Consider the following 21,377-nt stretch of genomic DNA (forward strand, 5'->3'; position numbering starts at 1 on the left):
GTTCAGGCCTCTTTCAGGTTTGTGAGGGACAACAGGATGATGGCGATCACCTTGAGCGCACAGGGTACTGCGGCGTAAAGTAAGGTGAGCATCGCAAGGGCCTCAGGAGGGTTGTCTGTTGCACCACTCTGAAACCCGGCGTTCTCCAGCAGCGGCAGCAGCGTCACCGCCGCAAAAGCCAGCGTCAGTTTTGATACAAACGACCACAGGCCAAAGCCTTCGGAGGCTGAGGGCGAGACCTGTGCCATCCGGATCGCAAAAATCGCCGGCAGCAATGTGAGATCAGCGCCCAGCGTCGCCCCGGAGGCGATGCAGATCACCGTAAAAAGCAGCCAGTCTCCGGGTCCGAGGGTAAACGCGAGGCCAAAAGAAAAAATCGCGAGCACCATCGCCACCACCAGCACATCACGCGGCCCGAAGCGTTCAGCCATCATCCCCCAGAGAGGAGCGGCCAGGGCTGCTGACAGGAAAAATACCAGCAGGAGAGGGCCTTCAAATCCCGGCGCTTCAAGGCGGCTCTCCACAAAAAACAAAAACAGCGTAGACGTCACCGCAACCGGGGCCGCGTTGAAAAACGCGATCAGCAACAGACGCCGCGCCATCGGATCAGAGAGAACAGCAGCAAATCCGGTGGACTGCCCCAACCCGGCCGTGCTCCACTCGGGCCGCATAAACCACCAGGCCGCCAGCGACAAAACCGCAAATCCTGCCGCGAAACCGGCGAAGGGGGCCGCAAAGACGAACCCCAGCGCGACCGGTGCGACCGACGCGGCACAGACGCCCGCAAGCGCCCCGCTTTCACGCCAGCGTGCCAGTCTGAGATGGCCGTCGCCCTCAAGTCTGGCCGCCTTAACGACGCCCTGAGCATAAAAGTTGATTGTCAGAAAGCTGAACGCTGAAAAGACCAGGGTCAGGCTCAGTGCGAACCACAAAACCGGCGGCAGAAAGGGCGGCACAGCAAAAAGGAGCAGCATCGACCCGCCCAGCACAGCGCAGCCAATGCCGACCGCTGCTGCCCGCGCATCACGGGTTTTTTCCGACAGCCAGCCCAGAAACGGATCCTGGACCACATCGAGCAGGCGCAGACCAAACAGCACTGTGCCAAGCGCTGCCAGCGACACACCATATTCATCGACATAGAATTTCGGCGCATGAATATAGATCGGCAACCCGGCTGAGGCGAGAAGGGCCGCAAAGAGGGAATAGGACGGCAGGCGATCTGTGGTGACGGTCATCCGCGCGATACCTCCTCGGACGGTGGCGTCGGGCGCGGGCGGTAAAGCGCGCCGCGCAGCCAGAGCCTGAAGGCCTGCCAGTGGATCAGGGCCAGCACCCGACGCGCGCCGAACGGCCGGCACAGAGCTGACTTCAGGATGACAGTATTGCTCAGCGGACGGCGTTTGCCGGTGAGCGTGGCGATCAGCCCGCCACCTTCGCGGGCGTAGTCGATCCAGATGCCGATCCGCTCCTTCGTAATGTCGAAACGGAAGGTATATCCGCCCTCGACCGGCTGAAACGGAGAGACGTGGAAAACCTTGCGCGCCTGCAGAGTGTCTCCTGGCGAAATGGGGCGCTGATCGGGGTGGCAGCACAGATAGCTGTGTCTGTCGCCGAAGGTATTACTGACCTCGGCAATCACCGTAATCAGCTCGCCCGTGCCATTGCGGCAGAGCCAGAAACTGACAGGATTGAACACATGACCCAACACGCGTGGCTGCGCGAGCAGTTCAATCCGCGCAACACCCGTGATCTGATGCTGTTCGAGAACATCACGCACCCATTGCGCGCCGCGCCCCTCGCCGGGTGTGCCACCGTGGTCGCGATCATTGACGGCCGTCACCCCGCGCCCGTTGCGCGCAAACAGCCCGGGCGTGTCGAGATCCGCCTCGGCGTCAAAAAGCACATAGTCCACCGAATAGCGGAAAGCGTTGGTGATATCCCCCTTGCGCCCGTGATACGTCAGACCGGCGATATGATCGACGGTTCCCGTCATTCGGCAGCGACCCTCACAGAAGCTCCGGCACGCAGGGCACGCACAACATCAACGGCGCTCGACAGACCGTCCTCGTGAAATCCGTTTTTCATCCATGCCCCGCAGAACCACGTGTTGTTCGTCCCGTTGAAGGCCGCAACATCCTGCTGCGCCGCAAGGGCTGCGAGATCATAGACCGGATGGCGCAGAGTTACCTCATCATAGATCAGCTCTTCGCGGATCGTACGTTTGGTGTTGAGCGTGACAAAATGCGGGTCGTTCTGCGGAATGGGCTGCAATGAGTTCATCCAGTATGTCAGGTCGATCCGGTCGGATTTCGCGGCGCTGTCTTCGGTATAGACCCAGCTGGCCCAGGTTTTGCGCCGCGCCGGCATGATCGCCTCATCAGCGTGCAGAACAATGCGGTTGGGCTGATACCCGATGGCCCCGAGAGCGGTGCTCTCAGCAGCGCTGGCATCCGCCAGCAGGCTCAGACTGTCATCCGAATGCGTTGCAAACACCACGTGGTCGTAAATTTCCGCCTCACCGCTGGCGGCGCGTACGGACACCTGCCCCCCGATGCGCGACACCGACCGGACCGGTGCGCCGGTCCGGACCCGCACGTCGCGCGATTTCAAAGCGCTTTGCAGCCGCTGAACATACTGCACAGATCCGCCTTCGACAGTGTACCACTGATGCTGACCTGTGGTGTTCAGCAGCGCGTGATTTTCGAAAAACCGGATCATTGCCTGCGCCGGGAAATCCATAATCTTTTCGGTCGGCGTGGACCAGATCGCGCCCGAGAGCGGCAGCAGATAATAGTCACGGAACCAGTCACCCGTCCCCAGTTCGACCAGAAAATCGCGCAGGGTCAGATCACCGTTTTCCGCAATACGGAGTGCGTTTTTGTTGAACTTCAGAATATCACGCACCATACCGAGAAAGGCCGGTGTAACCGCATTGCGTCTCTGGGCGAAGAGAGCATCGAGTGACGTAAGTGCGTATTCCAGGCGGCCGCCGTCGACAGACGCGCCAAAACTCATGTTGGATTTCACTACTGGCACACCAAGCTCGTCAAAGAGCGCCGCCATGAACGGATAGTTAGCGTAATTGAAAACGATGAACCCTGTATCGACTGGCTGATCTCCGTTCTTCCCTGCTATCACTGTCCGGGCGTGCCCGCCAAGACGCGCCTCCGCTTCGAAGAGTGTGACATGGTGATCGCGCCCAAGCATATAAGCCGCTCCCATGCCGGAAATACCCCCTCCGATCACCGCAATCCGCAGCGGGTCTGATTTCGGCGCGCACGCTGTTAAATCACCTGAAGTGAGGGCTTCGAAAGGCATAAAGGGTTATCCGCTCGGTTTGTTTTGTCATTAAGTGTACGCGACGTTTCTTAATCTGGATCGGTCAGGACAAAAACAAAGTTTTTATGATCCGCCTTCGCAGGTGCAGCGTAAACCTCTCATGTACGCAAACGCCACAGTTGAAAATCGCACCGAAAGAGGGTTGGCTGTGCCGGTGGCGCCGCCGGCGCGGCGCAAAAGCGTGACGAGAGCAGGGCGTTCAGTCGTGACAGTTAAAGACGGATCAGCCCGGATGCTCTGGGTGGAACATATGGTACGGATCCGGGATGACCGGGACCGCCGCGCTTTTGCTGAAGTGTTCGAGCACTTTGCACCGCGAGTAAAAGGGTTCCTGATGCGGACCGGTACGGATGCCTCACTGGCAGAAGAGTGCACACAGGATGTGATGGCGTCGCTCTGGCACAAGGCGCATCAGTTCGACCCTGCAAGGGCCTCCGTCGCGACGTGGATTTTTACGATCGCGCGGAACCGTAAAATCGACCTTCTGCGCCGCCAGCGCAGACCGGAACCGGAGGACCTGACCTGGGGTCCTGAGGCAGAACCGGATCAGGAAGATGTCCTGAACCTGCAACAGGAAACAGAATTACTGGGGGCCGCGCTCGCGAAGCTTCCGGAGCCACAGAGAGAGTTAATCGAAAAGGCGTATTTCGGGGATCTGACCCACAGCGAAATCGCCGCCGAAACCGGTCTGCCACTGGGCACGATCAAATCGAGAATAAGACTGGCGCTGGACCGTTTGCGCCACACACTGAAGTGAAAGCCATGACAGATACAATCAAACATCACCTCAATGACGCCGTCCTGATGGCCTATTCTGCAGGAACCCTGCCGGAAGCGTTTAACCTGATTGTCGCATCGCATCTGTCGCTCTGCGACGACTGCCGTGCACGTGCCGGCAGCTTTGATGCTCTGGGCGGCGAGATCCTCGACCAGCAGCCAGAAGCAAGTGTAGCTGCAGACAGTTTCGAGGCCACAATGGCTTTGATTGAAAGCGGCGCACCGGACACAATTAAAGTTTCCTCTCCGGAGAACGCCGTTCTGCCCGGACCGCTGCGCGATTATGTCGGTGGCGGTCTGGATGCCATACGCTGGAAGCCGGTTGGTATGGGCGTGAAGCAGGCGATCCTGCCGACGTCCAAAGATGCCACCGCGCGGCTGCTTTTCATTCCTGCTGGTGCTGCGATGCCCGACCACGGCCATCACGGGACCGAGATGACTCTGGTTCTGAAGGGTGCGTTTCAGGACGACGACGGCTATTTCGCCCGCGGCGATGTCGAGATCGCGGACAGTGATCTGCACCACACACCCGTGGCCGATATCCACGAGGACTGCATCTGTCTGGCGGTAACTGACGCGCCGCTGCGTTTCGACCGCTTGCTTCCAAGGATCGCACAGCGTTTCCTGCGGATCTGACGCTCAGAGCACGACTTCAAAAGGCTCCAGGCGCGGCCAGTCAAAGGTCACGCCGGTTCCGGGCTCATCAGATGCCACAGCACGCCCTCTCTCAATGACGAGCGGGCGTTTTGTGTACAGGTCGATGGGAAAGCTGTGCACTTCAAGCCAGCCCGCAGGCGACATGCCCGACAAGAGCCCGACATGCAGCTCCTGCATGCCATGGCTGCAGACCTGAACTCCCGCTTCCTCCGCCGCCCTGGCTGCCTGAAGCCATCCTGTGATGCCGCCGCAGTTCGATGCATCAGGCTGCACAAAGCTCAGACTGCTCTGCGCCAGCGCCATCTCAAACTCATGGATCGTGTGCAGGTTTTCGCCCTGAGCGACCGCCACACCAGTGGCATCGGTGATGCGGGCATAGCCAGGGTAGTTGTCCGGGATCACCGGCTCTTCGAACCACATTATGTTCTGGTCACTGACCGCCCGGGCCATGGCAATTGCCTGATCCACGCTCAGCGAATAATTCGCATCGATCATGAACCCGGCATCCGGTCCGATCTGCGCGCGCACGGCGCGGATGCGCTCAATGTCCTCCTCAAGCGTCGGCTGGCCCACCTTAATCTTGACCGCACGCAAACCGGCATCGAGATACCCCTGCACATGGCTGAGCAGCTTAGGCAACGGAAAGGCGAGATCGATGCCGCCACCATAGGCGTTACAGGTCGTGCCAGCCCCGCCCGCCATTTGCCACAGCGGCTGGCCGGCGGCCCGTCCACGCAGGTCCCAGAGCGCAATATCAACGGCCGAAATCGCAAAGCTCAGGATGCCCCCGCGCCCGACATAATGCATGTGCCACTGCATCGCGTCGTTGAGCGCTTCGACATCACCCGCATCCCGGCCCTTCAGAAAAGGCGCCAGATCATGAGTGATTATCGCTGCCGTCGCATGGCCGCCGCGACCGCCGTTATAGGTATAGCCGGTGCCTTCGCGGCCATCCTCCAGCACCACGGTCGCGGTGATCAGATGAAAGTGACTGTGGCTGCCGTGTTTTGCGTCCACCAGCACTTCGTCCAGCGGCACATTGAAAAGCCGCGCGGTGACCTCTGCAATCGCGCTCACGGGCTCACATGTCCGCACATTCCGGCACCGGGCTGATGACATTGCCATCCTCAAGGTGCTGCAGCAGGTTATCGACAGTCAGCGCACCCATCGCGGCGCGCGTTTCCACCGTGGCACTGCCCACATGGGGCAATAACACCACATTGGGCAGCTTGCGCAGGGCCTCCGGCACCTTTGGTTCCGCCTCGAACACGTCAAGCCCCGCCCAGCCAAGCCGGCCTTCCTGCAGCGCTTCGATCATGGCCGGCTCATCGACAACAGAGCCACGGCTTACATTAATGAGCGTACCCTGCGCCCCCAGCGCATCGATCACCTCGCGGTTGACGATCCGCTGCGTCGAAGGCCCGCCCGGCGTGATGCAGATCAGGCAATCCACATCGCGCGCCATTTCGGTAAGGTCGCCGTAATACTTATAGGGCACGTCCTTTTTGCTGCGCGAATGATAAACAATCTTCGTTCCGAAAGGTGCCAGCTTGTCGGCAATCGCCTGCCCGATGCGCCCCAGCCCGAGGATGCCGACCGTCTGATTGTCCGCAGAGCGGGTCAGCGGCGCGTTGCCCTTCGCTTCCCAGTTTCCCGACCGCACCCAGGCGTCATCGCGCAAAAGCTCCCGGTAGCAGGCCAGCATCAGCAGAACCGCCGTTGTCGCCACTTCGGCATTCAGAACATTGGGCGTATGGGTCACCACGACGCCCTTTGCTTTGGCCGCGTTCACATCAATCGCGTCATAGCCCACACCGTAACAGCTTATCGCCTGCAGGTTCGGCAGTGCCGCCATCACATCCGGTGCCACCCCGTCGTGCCCGTTGGTGGCGATATGCGTGATCGCATCCGCAGGATACGCGCCATCGGTCAGCTTGTGAATCGTGAACTTTGCTTCGAGCCGCTCTCGCATCGTGTCGGTAATGCCCCCGATCTGCAGCAGATCAGCCATAATTATGCGTCCTCCGTCACGGTCTGGCGCTGTATGCCCAGACCTTCGATTTCCAGCTCCATCACGTCGCCTTTGTTGAGATAAACCGGGTTCGGTTTCATGCCCATGCCAACGCCCGGCGGCGTGCCCGTCGAGATGACATCGCCCGGATGCAGCGTCATAAGCCCGCTCAGGTGTTCGATGATCTCAGCAACAGTAAAGATCATCGTCTTCGTGTTGCCGGTCTGCATACGCTTACCGTTCACGTCGAGACGCATGGCAAGGTTCTGTACGTCAGGGATTTCATCCCGCGTGACCAGCCAGGGGCCGGTCGGTCCGAAAGTGTCGCAGGATTTACCCTTGGTCCAGGTGCCGGTCAGATTGTTCTGAAAATGCCGCTCACTGACGTCATTGATCACGCAATAGCCGGCAACATAATCGAGCGCGTCTTCTTTGCTCACGTATTTTGCGGCCTTGCCGATCACCACCCCAAGCTCCACTTCCCAGTCAGTGCTGGTGGAGCCGCGCGGCATCGACACATCGTCATCCGGGCCCACCACGGCGGAGTTCGCCTTCATGAAAAGCACCGGGTGATCGGGGAAGGGGTTGCCGGTTTCTTCGGCGTGATCCGCAAAATTCAGACCGATGCACATGAACTTGCCGATGCTGCCGACACAAGCGCCGATACGCGGGCTGCCCTCTACTGCAGGCAGGGTCGCGGGATCAATCGCGCGCAACTTATCAAGTCCGGCCTCAGAGAGAACATTGCCTGCAATGTCATCCACGTGGGCCGACAGATCACGCAGCACGCCACCATCGTCCAGCATCCCTGGTTTTTCCGCCCCGGCGGCGCCGTATCTTACGAGTTTCATGCACGTCTCCTTATTATGCGTTGAGATAGCCGATCAGCAGCGACAGGAAGGCTCCGACATGCACGACCATGATCGCCTTGTCCTTCCACATTGCACCGACGGCAAACCACAGGACGATCCCCGCAAAGAACGTCCATAATTCCACGGTGTGACACCCATGCCCCTCAGATCACAGCCAACAAGCTGCACGGCTGTCGCAATCCATTTTACCGTATCTACCGGCCGCCACGGGTGCGGTGTTTCCGGGTCAGTGGTTATCACGGGGCAGCCATTTGCGTGAGATGTCCTGATACTTGTCCGCATCCTCAAGGATCATGCCCTGATCAAAGCGGCCGGCTTTTTCACGGAAATACTGCTGCCAGGGCGACTGGCTCTCCGGTGCGTCGTAACCACCTGCGGCCTCAAAGACGCGGGCGCGCTCGGCCAGCTCATCAAGAGGCACGAGCATATCCGCTGTGCATTTGTTCAGATCGATACGCACCCGGTCGCCGTTTTTCAGCAGCGCCAGGCCACCGCCCGCGGCCGCCTCAGGCGATGCATTCAGGATCGACGGGCTGCCGGATGTGCCCGACTGCCGACCGTCGCCGACACAGGGCAGCGCCTCGATACCTTTTTTCAGCAGATAGGACGGCGGACGCATGTTCACGACTTCGGCCCCGCCCGGGTATCCTTTGGGCCCCGCACCGCGCATAAAGAGAATGCAGTCCTGATCGATATTCTCCGCCGGATCATCAATGCGGTGATGGAAATCCTCAGGCCCGTCAAACACCACAGCGCGCCCCTCAAACGCATTCGGGTCGTCAGGATCAGAAAGGTACTGCTGCCGGAAGGCCGGTCCGATCACGCTGGTCTTCATGATCGCGCTGTCAAAGAGATTGCCCGTCAGATTGATGAACCCGGCCTGAGCGACAAGCGGGTCAGAAACCGAGCGAATGACTTTGGTGTCTTCGCTGCGACGCCCGCCGCAATTCTCGCCCATGGTACGGCCGTTGGCGGTCACCGCATCCGGATGTGGCAGCAACCCGGCGGAGAGAAGCTCTCCGACGACTGCAGGTACACCGCCCGCGTGCTGGTAATCCTCGCCAAGGTATTCGCCAGCCGGCTGCAGATTAACGAGCAGCGGCACATCGTGCCCGACCTTCTGCCAGTCGTCATTGTCCAGTGGCACTCCGAGATGCCGAGCGATGCCGTTGAGGTGGATCGGCGCATTGGTCGACCCGCCGATGGCGGAGTTGATTACAATTGCATTTTCAAAGGCTTCGCGAGTCATGATCTGCGACGGGCGAAGGTCTTCCCATACCATATCGACGATCCGCCGGCCGGTGTCGTAGCTGATCTGCCCGCGCTCCCGGTACGGGGCCGGGATCGCCGCCGCTCCGGGCAGTTGCATACCCAGCGCTTCCGCGAGGCTGTTCATGGTCGTCGCCGTACCCATCGTGTTGCAGTAACCGACCGAAGGCGCAGACGAGGCCACGAGTTCCATGAATCCGTCGTCGTCAATCTCTCCGGCGGCCAGCATCTCGCGTGCCTTCCAGACAATGGTGCCCGATCCGGTGCGCTGGCCGCGGAAATATCCGTTGAGCATCGGCCCGACCGAGAGCGCAATCGCCGGAATGTTGACCGTCGCCGCGGCCATCAGCAACGCAGGCGTGGTTTTGTCACAGCCGATGTTCAGCACCACACCGTCGAGAGGGTAGCCGAAAAGCGTCTCCACAAGGCTGAGATAGGCAAGGTTCCGGTCCAGCATCGCCGTCGGGCGCTTGCCGGTTTCCTGAATGGGATGCACCGGCACTTCGATACAGGTGCCACCAGACGCGATAATACCGTCCCGCACCCGTTTAGTCAGCTCCAGATGGTGGCGGTTGCAGGGGCTCAGATCGCTGCCGGTCTGTGCAATCCCGATGATCGGCTTGCCGGACTGCAATTCAGCGCGCGTCAGTCCGTAGTTCAGATAGCGTTCCAGATAAAGCGCAGTCATCTCCGGATTGTCCGGATTCATGAACCATTTGCGCGACCGAAGGTCTTCAATACCGATCTTTTTCCCGTTCATTGGCCCGACCACCCCCCGTCAATGATATGCGGATGCCCTGTGGTGAAGGCGCTCTCATCGCTCGCGAGATACACCACAAGGGCGGCAATTTCGTCTGCGGTGGCGACCCGTCCCATCGGCTGGCGCGATACGAACTGTTTCATCGCCTCTTCTTTGCTGCCCAGCTGCTCGCCCAGCGCATCGACGCGCTCGTGCCAGCTGGGGCTTTCGACCGTGCCCGGGCAGATGCAGTTGCAGCGGATACCCTGTGCTATGTAATCGACCGCCACCGATTTTGTGAGCCCGATGACCGCAGCCTTGGTCGTGCCGTAAATGAAGCGGTTGGGTGCGCCGATCACACTGGAACAGGCAGAAGACATGTTGATGATCGAGCCCGCCCCCTGTTCGAGCATACCCGGCAGTGCTGCCCGGATTGTGCGCAGCATCGAGCGCACATTGAGATCAAAGGCGAACTCCCATTCTTCGTCTCTGGCGTCCAGAACGGTGCCGTGATGCACGAAGCCTGCGCAGTTGAAAAGAACATCCGGCCGTGCGCGTGCGACGCCCGCTTTCACGCTCTCATCGTCACGGGCATCAAGTTCGAAAATTTCGAGATTTTCGTGATTCGCATCGCGAATCGTAGAAAGCGCTTCCATATTCACGTCGGTGGCAAAAACCTGTGCGCCCTCATCCGCCATCGCGAGAGCCGTGGCCCGGCCGATCCCCTGACCTGCTGCTGTGATCAGCGCGCGTTTGCCCTTAAGCCTTTGTCCGGACATATATTCTCCCCCCGTTCCGGGCCTGCCTGCGACTATCCGGACGCATGCGTACGGAAAAATTGCGGGCCTCGGATCTTCCTGCTGTTGTCGTCAAAAAAACCGTCAAACGGGCTGGTTCAGCGGCTGGTTTCCGTTAGCGTATGACACAGTATTAACTTTGGCTACAGCTTTGAAAACGGCCAGCAGAGGATAACCGCTCTTATGACACAAGCACGCAAGGTCGCACTCATAGGCACCGGGCTGATGGGGTTTCCCATGTCCCGCAACCTGCTGCGCGCCGGCCATCACCTGACCGTCTGGAACCGCACAACAGAGCGCGCAGAACCACTGGCAAAGCACGGCGCCACGGTCGCGGCCAGTGCCGCTGAGGCGGTTGCGGGCGCGGAGTTTGTCATCACGATGCTGTCGGACGGATTTGCCTCGGGCGCGCTGCTGGATGACCGGGAAGTTCAGGCAGCGCTCAGTCCGGGTGCCATCTGGCTGGACATGTCCAGCGCCAAACCCGAACACTCCCGCGCGCAGGCAGAAACGCTGAAATCGCTGGGCTTCGGGCACCTCGATGCGCCGGTTTCGGGCGGAACCAGGGGCGCCGAAGACGGCACGCTTGCCATTATGGTCGGAGGCGAGGCCGCGCACTTCGACGCCGCCCGCGGTGTTTTCGAGGCGATGGGGCGGCCGGTACATGTCGGCCCCTCGGGCACCGGGCAGCTTTCCAAACTGGCAAACCAGACGATCGTTGCCGTGACCATCTCAGCCGTGGCCGAAGCCATGCTGCTGGTGGAGCAGGGCGGTGCCGACCCTGCCGCGGTGCGCGCCGCACTGAAAGGTGGATTTGCCGACAGTACCATCCTGCAACAGCACGGCGAACGCATGACGACCCGCAATTTCGATCCCGGCGGGCTCACCAAATTTCAGGTGAAAGATCTCAACAATACCCTTGATGAAGCAACAGCCCTCGGCCTGACGCTGCCTGCCACCCAGAGCGTGCGCGACAGGTTTCAGTACTTTATTGACGAGATGAACGGCGCCGAAAGAGATCACTCCGGCCTCTATCTGGAACTGCGCGCGCGCAACGGGTTGCCGGTATGACCCGGGTTCTGATTCTCGGCGGCGGCGGGATGGTCGGCCAGAAACTCGCGACACGCCTTCAGTCTGAAGGTCTCGGGAATAACGCATCGCCCGACATCACACTTTTCGATATGGCCTTTCCGCCGGAAGGCGTGACCGACGTTACCACAAAAACCGGTAACATCACGGACCCGGCGATCATCCGCGCACTTGCTGCCGCGCGTTTCGATGTGATTTTTCACCTCGCCGCCATTGTCTCGGGCGAGGCAGAGACGAATTTCGAAAAAGGCTGGGCAGTGAACATGATGTCCATGTGGCATCTGCTGGAAGCCCTGCGCGCCGAACACGAAGCCAGCGGCGGGGAGTGGGTGCCACGGCTCGTGTTCACGTCATCGATCGCGGTTTTCGGCGCGCCTTTCCCGGAGAAGATCGGCGATGAATTCCTGAACGCACCACAAACGAGTTATGGCGCGCAAAAGGCCATCTGCGAACTGATGGTCACCGATTTCAGCCGCAAAGGATACATCGACGGTGTGTCACTGCGTTTGCCGACGATCTGCGTGCGACCGGGCAAACCGAACCTCGCCGCCTCGTCGTTTTTCTCAGGCATTATCCGGGAGCCGCTGAACGGGGTTGAGGCCATACTGCCGGTGCCCGATACGGTGCGCCACTGGCACGCCTCGCCGCGGTCGGCGGCCGGGTTCCTGACCCACGCGGCGACGCTGGACACGGACCTGCTCGAAGGGCGCCGCGCGCTCAGCCTGCCGGGGATCAGCTGCACCGTGGCCGAGCAGATCGAAGCGCTGCGACGGGCGGCGGGCCAGAAAACCGTTGATCTGATCCGGGCTGAGCCTGACCCGGCGATCATGAAAATCGTCGAAGGCTGGCCGCGGAATTTCGACCCGCAACGCGCGATCGACCTCGGGTTTAAGGCCGAGAGCAGCTTTGACGAAATCATTGATGTCTACATCAAAGAGGATTTGCCAAAAGCGACCGCCTGATGCGGGACCGGCAACGGCGTGCTGAGGTTGCGCGCGAGGTGGTCATGCACCCGCTTGCGCACCAGATCCTCATTCCGGTCCAGTGCTGCGTCCAGAATCGCCTGATGTTCGGGTATATTTTCGGGAAAGTAGCCATAGTTGGTCTCGGCAGAGACCAGTTGCTGGCGAAACTGTTCGTAAATGACCTGGTGGGTGCGTATCAAAAGGGCTGACCCGCTGGCCTCGATCAGAGTTTCATGGAACTCCTGCTCCGCCCGGCTCCACAGGCTCAGCAAAGGCGAAACATCCCCTGAGGAGCGCACCCGCATCTCGATATGCGACAACTTGTGATGCGCGGCACTCAGCCGTGATTCCCACTCCACACCACCCAGACGGATCGAAAGGCACGCTCCTTCGCTTTCCAGCATAATGCGCATGTGCGTCAGATCGTGCTGGCGCTCAACCGATTGCTCCGGCGAACGGAATCCACGCTGCTCCTGAAAATCGACCAGCCCGACGGTGGACAGGCGGAACAAAACCTCCCGCACCGTGCTGGCCGAGCAGTTGTAATCAGACCGTAGCTTTTCGGCGCGCAGTTTGATACCGTACCCGAACTCGCCTGTGATCAGGCGATGCCGCATATCGTCGAAAATGTCTGCGTCCTGCGTCCGCATGATAGCCCCCCGCTGGCCCTCAGGGTTACGGCGAAATTTTCGAAATTCAAATAAAATATCAAAATTATGCGGAAATAAAATATTTTCTTGCGCGTGCACCCGGCTCAGCCTAACGTTTTGTTAGCGTAATCAGAAGCGGGGCTCAGAACCCCGGGAAAACAGCGCGCTTAACGTCTGGGAGGACAACATGACAATGATGAAAAGGGCGGCGTCCGTCGCCGCTGTGGCAGCTCTCGCTGCTTCGACCGCATTTACCGCGTCGGCCGACACAACAAACCTGCGTATTCAGACACACTATGCACCCGAGACGGTGTCCGGCAAGCTGGCCGCTCAGTACGTGGAAGACGTCCAGGATATGTCAAACGGCGAGATCAACGTCGAGATGTTCTATTCATCTTCCGTTGTGAAATCGGTTGAGACATTTGACGCCGCATCCACGGGCATTCTTGACTGTGACATGACCGGCGGTGGTTACCAGACCGGCAAAAACTCCGCGTTCCAGTTTGTGGGCGACATCATGGGCGGCTACGACACGCCCTATCAGCAGCTGAGCTGGCTCTATTACGGCGGTGGCCGTGAAGCGGCAGCACCGCTTTATAACAAATACGGCATGGAGCTGATCGGCTGGTGGGTCTACGGCCAGGAAAGCTTTGCCTCTTCCAAGCCGATCGCCAAGGTCGAAGACTTCAAAGACTGGAAATTCCGTTCGCCCCCCGGCATGGAAACGAAGATTTTTGAAAAGCTCGGCGCCTCGCCGATCGTGATGGACTTCACCGAGATCTTCACCGCTCTGGAAACAGGCATCATCGATGGTGCCGATGCATCCGGCCTCGCAAACAACGTGGGCCTGGGTCTCTATGACATCGTGAAATATGCCAACTTCCCCGGCTTCCACTCAATGCCGTCTGACCACCTGGCGTGCAACAAGGCCGTGTTCGACGCGATGCCTGCGCACCACCAGAAGATCATGAAGGTTGCGATGGAAGCCCTGGCGCTGCGCACGGCCCTGACGTTCGAGAAAAAGAACGCCGAAGCTGCCGCAACACTGCGTGAGCAGGGCGTAACTCTGTCGCAGTGGGCCCCTGAAGAACTGGCGAAGTTCCGTGCCGCGGCTCAGGCCACATGGCCGGAGTTCGCCGACACGCCCGAAGCCAAGGCCCTGGTAGAAAGCCACCTTGCCTATCTCGAGCAGCTTGGCCTCAAGCAGTAAACTGACCTGAAAACGGACCCCGCCTGCCCATAGGCGGGGTCTTTTTGTCTCTGGCCGGGACACATAAAATTAATCTGCCAAAGCGTCCGGGGGGACATCATGGAAGAAAAATCCGGAAGCCTGGTCGAGTGGCTTGTCCCGCTGGCCTTTATTCTTTGCGCCGGCTGGCTGACCTGGCATCTTCCTGCCTTTACCCTCTCGTGGTTCCCGCCTGAAGATCCTTCCCAATATGATAAACTGAGTGCGCTTTTCGCACGTGTCGATGTGACGGACGGCATGACGGGCCTCTTCGGCGGTTACGCGGATGCGATGGATTGGGCGGCACTGCTCTTGTTGCCGGTTTTCGGAATCATAGGTGTCAGAACCGTGCGCCGCGCCCCTATGGAATTTGAAAGCTGGAAGCCGCTCGACAGGCTCGCTGTTTTCATCGGACGCCTGACCATGATGCTGATCGTGCTGCTCTGCTCGGTGATGATCTACGAAGTGATCCTGCGCTATGTCTTCGAGGCACCGACGCTCTGGGCCAACGAACTGTCGCTCTGGCTGGCGGGTTTCGTGTTTCTGTGTGCCGGCCTTTACGCCATGCAGCAGCGCAGCCACATCCGCATCTTTCTGCTTTATGACATGATGCCCCGATGGCTGCAGAGGGTCTGCGACATCATCTCGACCACGCTCATCGTGACCTTTGCCTTTTTCCTCGTGTACGGCGGATACGGCGAGGCCTTCGACAAGTTTTACCGCTGGGAAACATTCGGCACCGCTTTTGATCCGCCGATCCCGGCGACGCTCAAACCGATGGTTCTGCTCGTGATGGTGCTTGTGGCCTTTCAGGCCATCGTCAACCTCGTCTCCGACTGGAACGCAGAGCCGGTGATCCATACCGCCGCCGATGACATTGATCAGGACGAACTCGACCGTCTCAGAGCCGCTGTCGGAGCTGACGGCACGGGCGATCTCGACGTCACACGCGGGTCAATACAATCCAACACACCGAGGAAAAGCTGATGGATATCGGAACAATTTCGATGGTCCTCATGCTGGGCCTTGTGCTGCTTCTTGCCATCGGCATGCCGCTCGGATTTGCCTCGGCAATCCTCGCGGTTCTCGTGCTGGTGATGAAGTTTGAACCGGCACTTCTGATGAACCCGCTGTCCTTCGGCGACGGAATCCTGACCGGCAGACCCGGATCCGGGCCTCTGAACATTCTGGCCCAGAAGATATACGGGTTACTGACCGATTACGTGCTCATATCCATTCCGCTCTTTATCTTCATGGCCGCTCTGCTCGAACGGTCGGGCATTGCCAAGGACATGTATTCCTCGCTGAACATCTGGCTGAACCGCACGCGCGGTGGCATTGCCATCGTGACCTCCATCATGGCGGTGATCATGGCTGCGATGTCAGGCATCATCGGCGGCGAGGTTGTTCTGCTCGGCCTGATCGCGCTGCCACAGATGCTGCGCCTCGGATACAACCAGAACCTCGCCATCGGGACGATCTGCGCCTCCGGCAGCCTTGGCACAATGATCCCGCCCTCGATCGTGCTGATCATCTACGGGCTTATCACTGAAACATCTATCAAGGCGCTCTTTACCGCGTCCTTCCTTCCGGGCTTCATGCTCGCGAGCTTCATCATCATCTACATCATCATCCGCACCCAGATGCGCCCCGAAGACGCGCCCCTGCCAGACCCCGTCAAAGGCGAACCGGTGGGCATTGAAAAGCTGAAGCTCTTTGTGGCTTTCCTGTCGGTGCTTGTCGCGGGGTTCTCCACGGTACTCTTTCTGCGCGCGCTTTTCTTTGAACTGGCCGGACAGAATGCAGGTAATACCGGCGCTGATATTGCGTATGGCACAGCGGATTATCTGCCATGGTTCGGCGGCGCGGTCATTGTGGCCTTTATCATGATGTTCGCTGTGCTGGGGCGCAAAACCACAGCCACCGGATGGAATATGGGCAAAGGGCTCGTCCCACCCATCGTCGTCATCGGCGTGGTCATGGGGTCAATCTACGGCGGGATCACCGGTATCACAGAAGCCGCCGGCATGGGCGCGCTCGCCGTGCTGGTCATCGCCATTCTGCGTGGCGAAGGCTCCTTTGATCTGGTCTGGGACAGCCTGATGCGCACGCTGAAATCCACCGGCACAATTATCTGGGTGACCATCGGTGCCGCAGCGCTCTCCGGTGCCTACACCATCGCCGGCGGCCCTGTTTATGTCGCGGATTTCATAGTGGGCTCCGATCTGCCGACCATGGGGATTATCCTCGCGATGATGGTCATCCTGCTCTTTATGGGCGCGTTCATGGACTGGGTCGGCATTGTTCTGCTGATCATCCCGGTGTTTCTGCCGATCGTGCAGCGTCTGCCGATCGAGGAAATCGGCGTGTTCGGTGAACTCAACCCGCGTCACGTGGCGATCTGGTTTGGCGTCGTGTTCTGTATGAACATGCAGGTCAGCTTTCTCAGCCCGCCCTTCGGCCCTGCCGCCTTTTATCTCAAATCAGTCGCACCGCCGCACATCAGCCTGACCGATATTTTCAAAGGCTTCCTGCCGTTTATCGGAATCCAGCTCTGCGCGCTCTCTGTTCTGCTGATCTGGCCACCGATTGTTACGCTGCTGCTTCCGTGATCAGGAGGACGAGATGCTCACGCATGATCAGATTCAATCCTTCAGAACTGACGGGTATCTGGTTGTCCCGGATGTGGTGCCCCTGGTCACCCGGGATGCTGTAAAGGAAGAATACGAGGGAATTCTCGATCAGCTCTGCGCCCGCTGGCATGCAGAGGGACGGATCACCACTCATCCGGACCGCCTTGAAAGTTTCTGGGACAAACTCCAGGTCGGATATGACGCCGGCTGCGACTGGTTTCAGCCGATGGACATCAGCCTGCCGGGCGACGAGATCACACCCGACACGCCGATGCACTTCGGGCCTGCGGTTTTCGATCTGCTGCGCTGTGAAGAAATCCTCGATATTGTGCAAAGTCTGATCGGCCCGGAGATCACCTCCAATCCGATCCAGCATGTTCGCATCAAACCGCCCGCACGCAGGCTGAAGGGTGACGAGATCCGCGCTCATATCACCGCCACCGACTGGCATCAGGATCGCGGTGTCGGTCACGCTGAAGCAGATCAGACCGACATGATCACTGTCTGGATCGCCATGACCGATGCCACTCTGGAGAACGGATGTCTGCAGGTCATTCCAAAAGCCGCTGACAAAATGCTGCCGCACTGCCCCAAAGTGCAGACTGCCATCGCCGATGATTTAATCGATGAGACCGCCGCCGTGCCGCTGCCCGTACCGGCAGGCGGGGTCGTGCTCTTTCATCCGCTGACGCCCCATGCATCGCGGGTCAACCTTACGGACGGGTTCCGCTGGTCGTTCGATCTGCGCTACAACGTGACCGGCCAGCCGACCGGGCGCGCGCACTTCCCGGAATTTATCGCGCGCAGCGCTGCAGCCCCCGAAACCATGCTTACGGACTGGCGCAGGTGGCGGGTTATGTGGGAAGATGCACGTGCGGCCCTGTCAAAGGAGCCGCATATCCCGATCCACCGCTGGCAAAGCGACGCGCCTTTCTGCGCGTAAAGGAGACCTGATGGACACCGTCCGCCTTGATAAGTCCGACAACGTCGTGACAGCAACCCGCGCGCTGGAAGCCGGCGTTGCCGTAGAAGACACCACGACCCGCACCCTCATCCCCTCGGGTCACAAGATCGCCACCCGCGACATCGCCGCCGGCGAAGCGGTGCGCAAATATGCACAGATCATCGGCTATGCGGCCGGGGATATTGCGGCGGGAGATCATGTGCACACCCAGAACGTCGAGTTTCGCAACACTGAAGCTGAGTATGAATTCTCAACCGATCTGCGCGCCGTGACGCCGGTGCCGGAAGATCAGCGCGACACCTTTATGGGCTACCGTCGTGAAAACGGCGCGGTCGGCACGCGCAACTACATCGCCATCGTCACCTCGGTGAACTGCTCGGCCACGGCCGCCCGTCAGATCGCGGCGCACTTTACACCGGAGTTGCTTGCTGACTTTCCGAATGTCGATGGCGTTGTGGCTTTCGTCCACGGCACCGGCTGTGGCATGGCCGGCGATGGTGACGGGTTCGAGGCGCTGCAACGGGTGATGTGGGGCTACGCCCGCCATCCCAACCATGCCGGCGTATTGATGGTGGGCCTCGGGTGCGAAATGAACCAGATCGACTGGCTGCTCGAAGCATACGGTCTGAAACAAGGCCCGACCTTTCAGGTCATGAATATTCAGTCAGTCGCGGGTCTGCGCCGCACCATTGAGGCGGGCATCGAAAAGATCGAAGCTATGCTGCCGCTTGCCAATCAGGCGACACGCACGCCCTGCCCGGCGTCAGAACTGAAAGTCGCCCTGCAATGCGGCGGCTCGGATGCCTGGTCCGGGATCACCGCCAATCCGGCGCTTGGATATGCCTGCGACCTGCTGACCGCACAGGGGGGCACCGGTGTCCTTGCCGAAACGCCCGAGATCTATGGCGCGGAACATCTGCTGACCCGGCGCGCGGTCGACCGGGCGACAGGCGAGCGCCTGATCGGTCTCATCCGCTGGTGGGAAGATTACACCGCGCGCAACAAGGGCTCGATGGATAATAACCCCTCGCCCGGCAACAAAAAGGGCGGGCTGACCACGATACTTGAAAAATCGCTCGGAGCGGCGGCCAAGGGCGGCACCTCGCCCCTGACCGGCGTTTACAAATACGCAGAACCCGTCACGGCGCGCGGGTTCACCTTTATGGACAGCCCCGGCTATGACCCGGCTTCGGTCACGGGTCAGATCGCGGGGGGCTGTAATCTGGTGTGTTTTACCACCGGGCGCGGCTCAGCCTTTGGCTCAAAACCCAGCCCGACCATCAAGGTCGCGACCAATTCCGCCATGGCAAAACGTATGTCCGAGGATATGGACGTCGATGCCGGCACCATCCTGACCGAAGGCGTGAGTGTCGAGGAAAAGGGTCGCGAGATCTATGATCTGTTTCTGCGCGTGGCTTCGGGCGAGGCCAGCAAATCCGAAGCTCAGGGCCTCGGAGACTACGAGTTCGTACCCTGGCAGATCGGAGCAGTCATGTGAAACGGATCGTCGTTGTCGGAGGCGGCCTGATCGGCGCGCGCCATCTGGCGGCGGTCCGGGCGCATCCGCGCTGCACGCTTGCGGGTCTGGTCGATCCTGACCCCGCACGCCTGAGCGGCGGGGACACGCCGGGGTTTGCGGATATGTCGGAGGTGCCGGACGATGTGGACGGGGTGATTATCGCCACGCCCACGCACCTTCATGCGATCCACGGATGCTATGCCGCATCGCGCGGCTGGCATATGCTGATCGAAAAGCCGGTGGCCGGTGACGTCGCCGGTGCCGAACTGCTGCAGGCTGCGGTGACAAAGGCCGGCGTGCACGCGCTGGTGGGCCACCACCGCCGCTATCATCGCAGCATTGCCCGTCTGCGCCGGCTGATCGCCGAAGACATGATCGGCAGGCCCGTCACTGCCACGCTGATCTGGGCGATGCGCAAACCGGATGATTATTTTGCCGGCAACTGGCGCACAGCGGGCGGCAGCCCTGTGATGATCAATATCGTGCACGACATCGACATTCTGCGGCATCTGTTGGGGGAAATTTCCGCCACCGTCGCGCTGCCCGGGCGCAGTCTGCGTGGTACCGACCGCATCGAAAGCGGCGCTGTGGCGCTGGCCTTTGAGAGCGGTGCGACCGGCACCATCAGCTTTGCTGACACCGCGCCCAGCCCATGGGGGTTTGAGGCCGGCACCGGCGAGAACCCCAACATCGGCACAACGGATCAGGACATGATGTGGATTACCGGAACCAGGGGGGCGGTAAGTTTCCCGTCGATGACCAGCTGGCGCGGCGACGACTGGTCGCACCCGGCCATTGCCAGCGATCTGAGCGATCCTGATGACGCCAGCGTGCCGCTCGACCGGCAGCTGGACCATTTTGTCGACGTGATGGAAGGCCATGTGCCCCCGCTGATCGGTGTAGCTGATGCCAGCCGGACACTTGCCGTTGCCCTTGGCATCGAAGCGCAGCTTGCACCATCCGCCCGGGGAGAAAAACGCTATGGCTGAAACCCTGACATTGCAGCAGATCGCTGACTATCAGGAGCACGGATATCTCGTGCTGGAAAACCGGATCCCGCCTGAATGGCTGAACAGGATCTACACCGAGATTGCCCGGTTTGAGGAGGAGGCCGCCGGCATGACCACCTCAAACGACCGCCTCGATCTCGAAGACAGCCACTCTCAGCAAAACCCCCGCCTGCGCCGGATCAAACTGCCGCACACTATCTCTGATGTGATGCGCGAGTTGATGTATTCCGATCTCATCCTCGCCCCTGCCCGCGATCTGATCGGCCCGGATCTGCGCCTGCACACAACAAAGCTCAACATGAAATCAGCAGGATACGGGGCAGCTGTCGAATGGCATCAGGATTATGCTTTCTATCCGCACACCAACGACGACATCCTCGCCATCGGCGTGATCCTCGACGATATGGCGCCGGAGAACGGCCCGCTGATGGTCTATCCGGGCAGCCATAAAGGGCCGGTTTTCGATCACCATGTGGACGGTGTTTTCGCCGGTGCCATGCTGCCTGAGGAGAACGGTCTGAACTCCGGTGATGCGGTACAACTGACCGGGCCGGCGGGCTCGGTCAGCATTCATCACGGGCGGATCGTGCACGGCTCGGCGCTCAACAGATCCGACCGCGCACGGCGTATTCTCTTTTACGAAATGATGGCGGCTGACGCCTTCCCCATCATGGGATCCATGACTAAATGGGATGGCATTGCCGATTACAACACCCGTATGCTGTGCGGTGAACCCACGCTGAACCCGCGGCTCAAAGACATCCCCGTGCGCATCCCGCAGCCACAACCTGATGTCCCTATCTCCATTTACGAAATCCAGAAAGGCATGAAAAAACGTGCCTTTGACACCATCTGAGA

Annotated in this window: 20 protein-coding genes and 1 pseudogene; 11 read left to right on the forward strand and 10 right to left on the reverse strand. The window is 60.0% G+C overall.

Going from position 1 to position 21,377, the window contains the following annotated elements; genetic code table 11:
- Window positions 1-2 precede the first annotated feature (2 nt).
- From Q0M35_RS02330 to Q0M35_RS02340, 3 genes are read right to left on the reverse strand one after another with little or no spacing between them, the layout of a single operon-like run.
- Entirely contained in the window at window positions 3-1,235 is a 1,233-nt protein-coding gene (locus tag Q0M35_RS02330; protein WP_295311791.1) for an MFS transporter, read from the reverse strand.
- On the reverse strand, window positions 1,232-1,993 hold the full coding sequence (locus Q0M35_RS02335) for a DUF1365 domain-containing protein (RefSeq protein WP_295311792.1): 762 nt from the start codon (window positions 1,991-1,993) through the stop codon (window positions 1,232-1,234). The genes Q0M35_RS02330 and Q0M35_RS02335 overlap by 4 nt, the downstream gene beginning before the upstream one ends.
- Complete coding sequence (locus Q0M35_RS02340; RefSeq protein WP_295311793.1) at window positions 1,990-3,318, reverse strand: FAD-dependent oxidoreductase; 1,329 nt, start codon at window positions 3,316-3,318, stop codon at window positions 1,990-1,992. The genes Q0M35_RS02335 and Q0M35_RS02340 overlap by 4 nt, the downstream gene beginning before the upstream one ends.
- A gap of 253 nt (window positions 3,319-3,571) precedes the next feature.
- Between Q0M35_RS02340 and Q0M35_RS02345 the strand changes: the two genes are divergently transcribed.
- Both Q0M35_RS02345 and Q0M35_RS02350 read left to right on the forward strand, forming a co-directional pair.
- A complete protein-coding gene (locus Q0M35_RS02345) occupies window positions 3,572-4,096 on the forward strand; it encodes a sigma-70 family RNA polymerase sigma factor (protein WP_206040809.1) in 525 nt (174 codons plus the stop codon).
- A gap of 5 nt (window positions 4,097-4,101) precedes the next feature.
- Entirely contained in the window at window positions 4,102-4,752 is a 651-nt protein-coding gene (locus Q0M35_RS02350; protein WP_295311794.1) for a ChrR family anti-sigma-E factor, read from the forward strand.
- A gap of 3 nt (window positions 4,753-4,755) precedes the next feature.
- Here Q0M35_RS02350 and Q0M35_RS02355 read toward each other — a convergent pair whose 3' ends face one another.
- From Q0M35_RS02355 to Q0M35_RS02380, 6 genes and pseudogenes are all read right to left on the reverse strand, one after another.
- Window positions 4,756-5,850 carry a mandelate racemase/muconate lactonizing enzyme family protein gene (locus Q0M35_RS02355; protein ID WP_295311795.1) on the reverse strand — a complete coding sequence of 365 codons (1,095 nt, stop codon included), beginning with the start codon at window positions 5,848-5,850 and terminating at the stop codon, window positions 4,756-4,758.
- Between the two features lie 4 nt (window positions 5,851-5,854).
- Complete coding sequence (locus Q0M35_RS02360) at window positions 5,855-6,784, reverse strand: 2-hydroxyacid dehydrogenase (RefSeq protein WP_295311798.1); 930 nt, start codon at window positions 6,782-6,784, stop codon at window positions 5,855-5,857.
- A 2-nt stretch (window positions 6,785-6,786) separates the two neighbouring features.
- Window positions 6,787-7,635: a fumarylacetoacetate hydrolase family protein gene (locus tag Q0M35_RS02365; RefSeq protein WP_295311799.1), complete on the reverse strand. Its 849-nt coding sequence runs from the start codon at window positions 7,633-7,635 to the stop codon at window positions 6,787-6,789.
- A 13-nt stretch (window positions 7,636-7,648) separates the two neighbouring features.
- Window positions 7,649-7,938: pseudogene (locus Q0M35_RS18535) on the reverse strand (DUF6552 family protein).
- Window positions 7,883-9,685, reverse strand: a complete 1,803-nt coding sequence (locus tag Q0M35_RS02375) for an IlvD/Edd family dehydratase (protein WP_295311802.1) — start codon at window positions 9,683-9,685, stop codon at window positions 7,883-7,885. Before Q0M35_RS02375 ends, Q0M35_RS18535 begins: the two are co-directional and overlap by 56 nt.
- Window positions 9,682-10,443, reverse strand: coding sequence for an SDR family oxidoreductase (locus Q0M35_RS02380; protein ID WP_295311804.1), 762 nt, complete (start codon window positions 10,441-10,443; stop codon window positions 9,682-9,684). The genes Q0M35_RS02375 and Q0M35_RS02380 overlap by 4 nt, the downstream gene beginning before the upstream one ends.
- Before the next feature lie 201 nt (window positions 10,444-10,644).
- Between Q0M35_RS02380 and Q0M35_RS02385 the strand changes: the two genes are divergently transcribed.
- Together Q0M35_RS02385 and denD are read left to right on the forward strand one after the other, a co-directional pair.
- A complete protein-coding gene (locus Q0M35_RS02385; RefSeq protein ID WP_295311805.1) occupies window positions 10,645-11,532 on the forward strand; it encodes an NAD(P)-dependent oxidoreductase in 888 nt (295 codons plus the stop codon).
- Window positions 11,529-12,512, forward strand: coding sequence for a D-erythronate dehydrogenase (gene denD, locus Q0M35_RS02390; protein ID WP_295311807.1), 984 nt, complete (start codon window positions 11,529-11,531; stop codon window positions 12,510-12,512). Before Q0M35_RS02385 ends, denD begins: the two co-directional genes overlap by 4 nt.
- Here denD and Q0M35_RS02395 read toward each other — a convergent pair.
- The gene (locus Q0M35_RS02395; protein ID WP_295311809.1) at window positions 12,476-13,165 is read right to left on the reverse strand and encodes a GntR family transcriptional regulator; all 690 of its coding nucleotides are present in this window, start codon (window positions 13,163-13,165) and stop codon (window positions 12,476-12,478) included. The two genes, denD and Q0M35_RS02395, sit on opposite strands and share 37 nt — an antisense overlap.
- 187 nt (window positions 13,166-13,352) lie before the next feature.
- Between Q0M35_RS02395 and Q0M35_RS02400 the strand changes: the two genes are divergently transcribed.
- From Q0M35_RS02400 to Q0M35_RS02430, 7 genes are all read left to right on the forward strand, one after another.
- On the forward strand, window positions 13,353-14,375 hold the full coding sequence (locus Q0M35_RS02400; RefSeq protein ID WP_295311810.1) for a TRAP transporter substrate-binding protein: 1,023 nt from the start codon (window positions 13,353-13,355) through the stop codon (window positions 14,373-14,375).
- 99 nt (window positions 14,376-14,474) lie between these two features.
- Window positions 14,475-15,380, forward strand: a complete 906-nt coding sequence (locus Q0M35_RS02405) for a TRAP transporter small permease (protein ID WP_295311812.1) — start codon at window positions 14,475-14,477, stop codon at window positions 15,378-15,380.
- On the forward strand, window positions 15,380-17,005 hold the full coding sequence (locus tag Q0M35_RS02410; protein WP_295311814.1) for a TRAP transporter large permease subunit: 1,626 nt from the start codon (window positions 15,380-15,382) through the stop codon (window positions 17,003-17,005). The genes Q0M35_RS02405 and Q0M35_RS02410 overlap by 1 nt, the downstream gene beginning before the upstream one ends.
- Window positions 17,006-17,018: 13 nt before the next feature.
- A complete protein-coding gene (locus tag Q0M35_RS02415) occupies window positions 17,019-17,969 on the forward strand; it encodes a phytanoyl-CoA dioxygenase family protein (protein WP_295311816.1) in 951 nt (316 codons plus the stop codon).
- 10 nt (window positions 17,970-17,979) lie between these two features.
- On the forward strand, window positions 17,980-19,488 hold the full coding sequence (locus Q0M35_RS02420) for an altronate dehydratase family protein (RefSeq protein ID WP_295311818.1): 1,509 nt from the start codon (window positions 17,980-17,982) through the stop codon (window positions 19,486-19,488).
- Entirely contained in the window at window positions 19,485-20,498 is a 1,014-nt protein-coding gene (locus Q0M35_RS02425) for a Gfo/Idh/MocA family oxidoreductase (protein WP_295311820.1), read from the forward strand. The genes Q0M35_RS02420 and Q0M35_RS02425 overlap by 4 nt, the downstream gene beginning before the upstream one ends.
- A complete protein-coding gene (locus Q0M35_RS02430; protein WP_295311822.1) occupies window positions 20,491-21,375 on the forward strand; it encodes a phytanoyl-CoA dioxygenase family protein in 885 nt (294 codons plus the stop codon). The genes Q0M35_RS02425 and Q0M35_RS02430 overlap by 8 nt, the downstream gene beginning before the upstream one ends.
- The last annotated feature ends 2 nt before the right edge of the window (window positions 21,376-21,377 follow it).

The sequence above is a fragment of the Roseobacter sp. genome (genome assembly GCF_024639605.1).
Taxonomy (GTDB): domain Bacteria; phylum Pseudomonadota; class Alphaproteobacteria; order Rhodobacterales; family Rhodobacteraceae; genus Roseobacter.

Excerpts from the sequence above, each read along its gene's own strand:
- Q0M35_RS02340 (WP_295311793.1), bottom strand. The coding sequence starts at position 3,318 with ATGCCTTTCGAAGCCCTCACTTCAGGTGATTTAACAGCGTGCGCGCCG.
- Q0M35_RS02405 (WP_295311812.1), top strand. The coding sequence starts at position 14,475 with ATGGAAGAAAAATCCGGAAGCCTGGTCGAGTGGCTTGTCCCGCTGGCC.
- Q0M35_RS02375 (WP_295311802.1), bottom strand. The coding sequence starts at position 9,685 with ATGAACGGGAAAAAGATCGGTATTGAAGACCTTCGGTCGCGCAAATGG.
- Q0M35_RS02400 (WP_295311810.1), top strand. The coding sequence starts at position 13,353 with ATGACAATGATGAAAAGGGCGGCGTCCGTCGCCGCTGTGGCAGCTCTC.
- Q0M35_RS02420 (WP_295311818.1), top strand. The coding sequence starts at position 17,980 with ATGGACACCGTCCGCCTTGATAAGTCCGACAACGTCGTGACAGCAACC.
- Q0M35_RS02350 (WP_295311794.1), top strand. The coding sequence starts at position 4,102 with ATGACAGATACAATCAAACATCACCTCAATGACGCCGTCCTGATGGCC.
- Q0M35_RS02415 (WP_295311816.1), top strand. The coding sequence starts at position 17,019 with ATGCTCACGCATGATCAGATTCAATCCTTCAGAACTGACGGGTATCTG.
- Q0M35_RS02410 (WP_295311814.1), top strand. The coding sequence starts at position 15,380 with ATGGATATCGGAACAATTTCGATGGTCCTCATGCTGGGCCTTGTGCTG.
- Q0M35_RS02385 (WP_295311805.1), top strand. The coding sequence starts at position 10,645 with ATGACACAAGCACGCAAGGTCGCACTCATAGGCACCGGGCTGATGGGG.
- Q0M35_RS02365 (WP_295311799.1), bottom strand. The coding sequence starts at position 7,635 with ATGAAACTCGTAAGATACGGCGCCGCCGGGGCGGAAAAACCAGGGATG.
- Q0M35_RS02345 (WP_206040809.1), top strand. The coding sequence starts at position 3,572 with ATGCTCTGGGTGGAACATATGGTACGGATCCGGGATGACCGGGACCGC.
- Q0M35_RS02430 (WP_295311822.1), top strand. The coding sequence starts at position 20,491 with ATGGCTGAAACCCTGACATTGCAGCAGATCGCTGACTATCAGGAGCAC.
- Q0M35_RS02395 (WP_295311809.1), bottom strand. The coding sequence starts at position 13,165 with ATGCGGACGCAGGACGCAGACATTTTCGACGATATGCGGCATCGCCTG.
- Q0M35_RS02335 (WP_295311792.1), bottom strand. The coding sequence starts at position 1,993 with ATGACGGGAACCGTCGATCATATCGCCGGTCTGACGTATCACGGGCGC.
- Q0M35_RS02360 (WP_295311798.1), bottom strand. The coding sequence starts at position 6,784 with ATGGCTGATCTGCTGCAGATCGGGGGCATTACCGACACGATGCGAGAG.
- denD (WP_295311807.1), top strand. The coding sequence starts at position 11,529 with ATGACCCGGGTTCTGATTCTCGGCGGCGGCGGGATGGTCGGCCAGAAA.
- Q0M35_RS02330 (WP_295311791.1), bottom strand. The coding sequence starts at position 1,235 with ATGACCGTCACCACAGATCGCCTGCCGTCCTATTCCCTCTTTGCGGCC.
- Q0M35_RS02380 (WP_295311804.1), bottom strand. The coding sequence starts at position 10,443 with ATGTCCGGACAAAGGCTTAAGGGCAAACGCGCGCTGATCACAGCAGCA.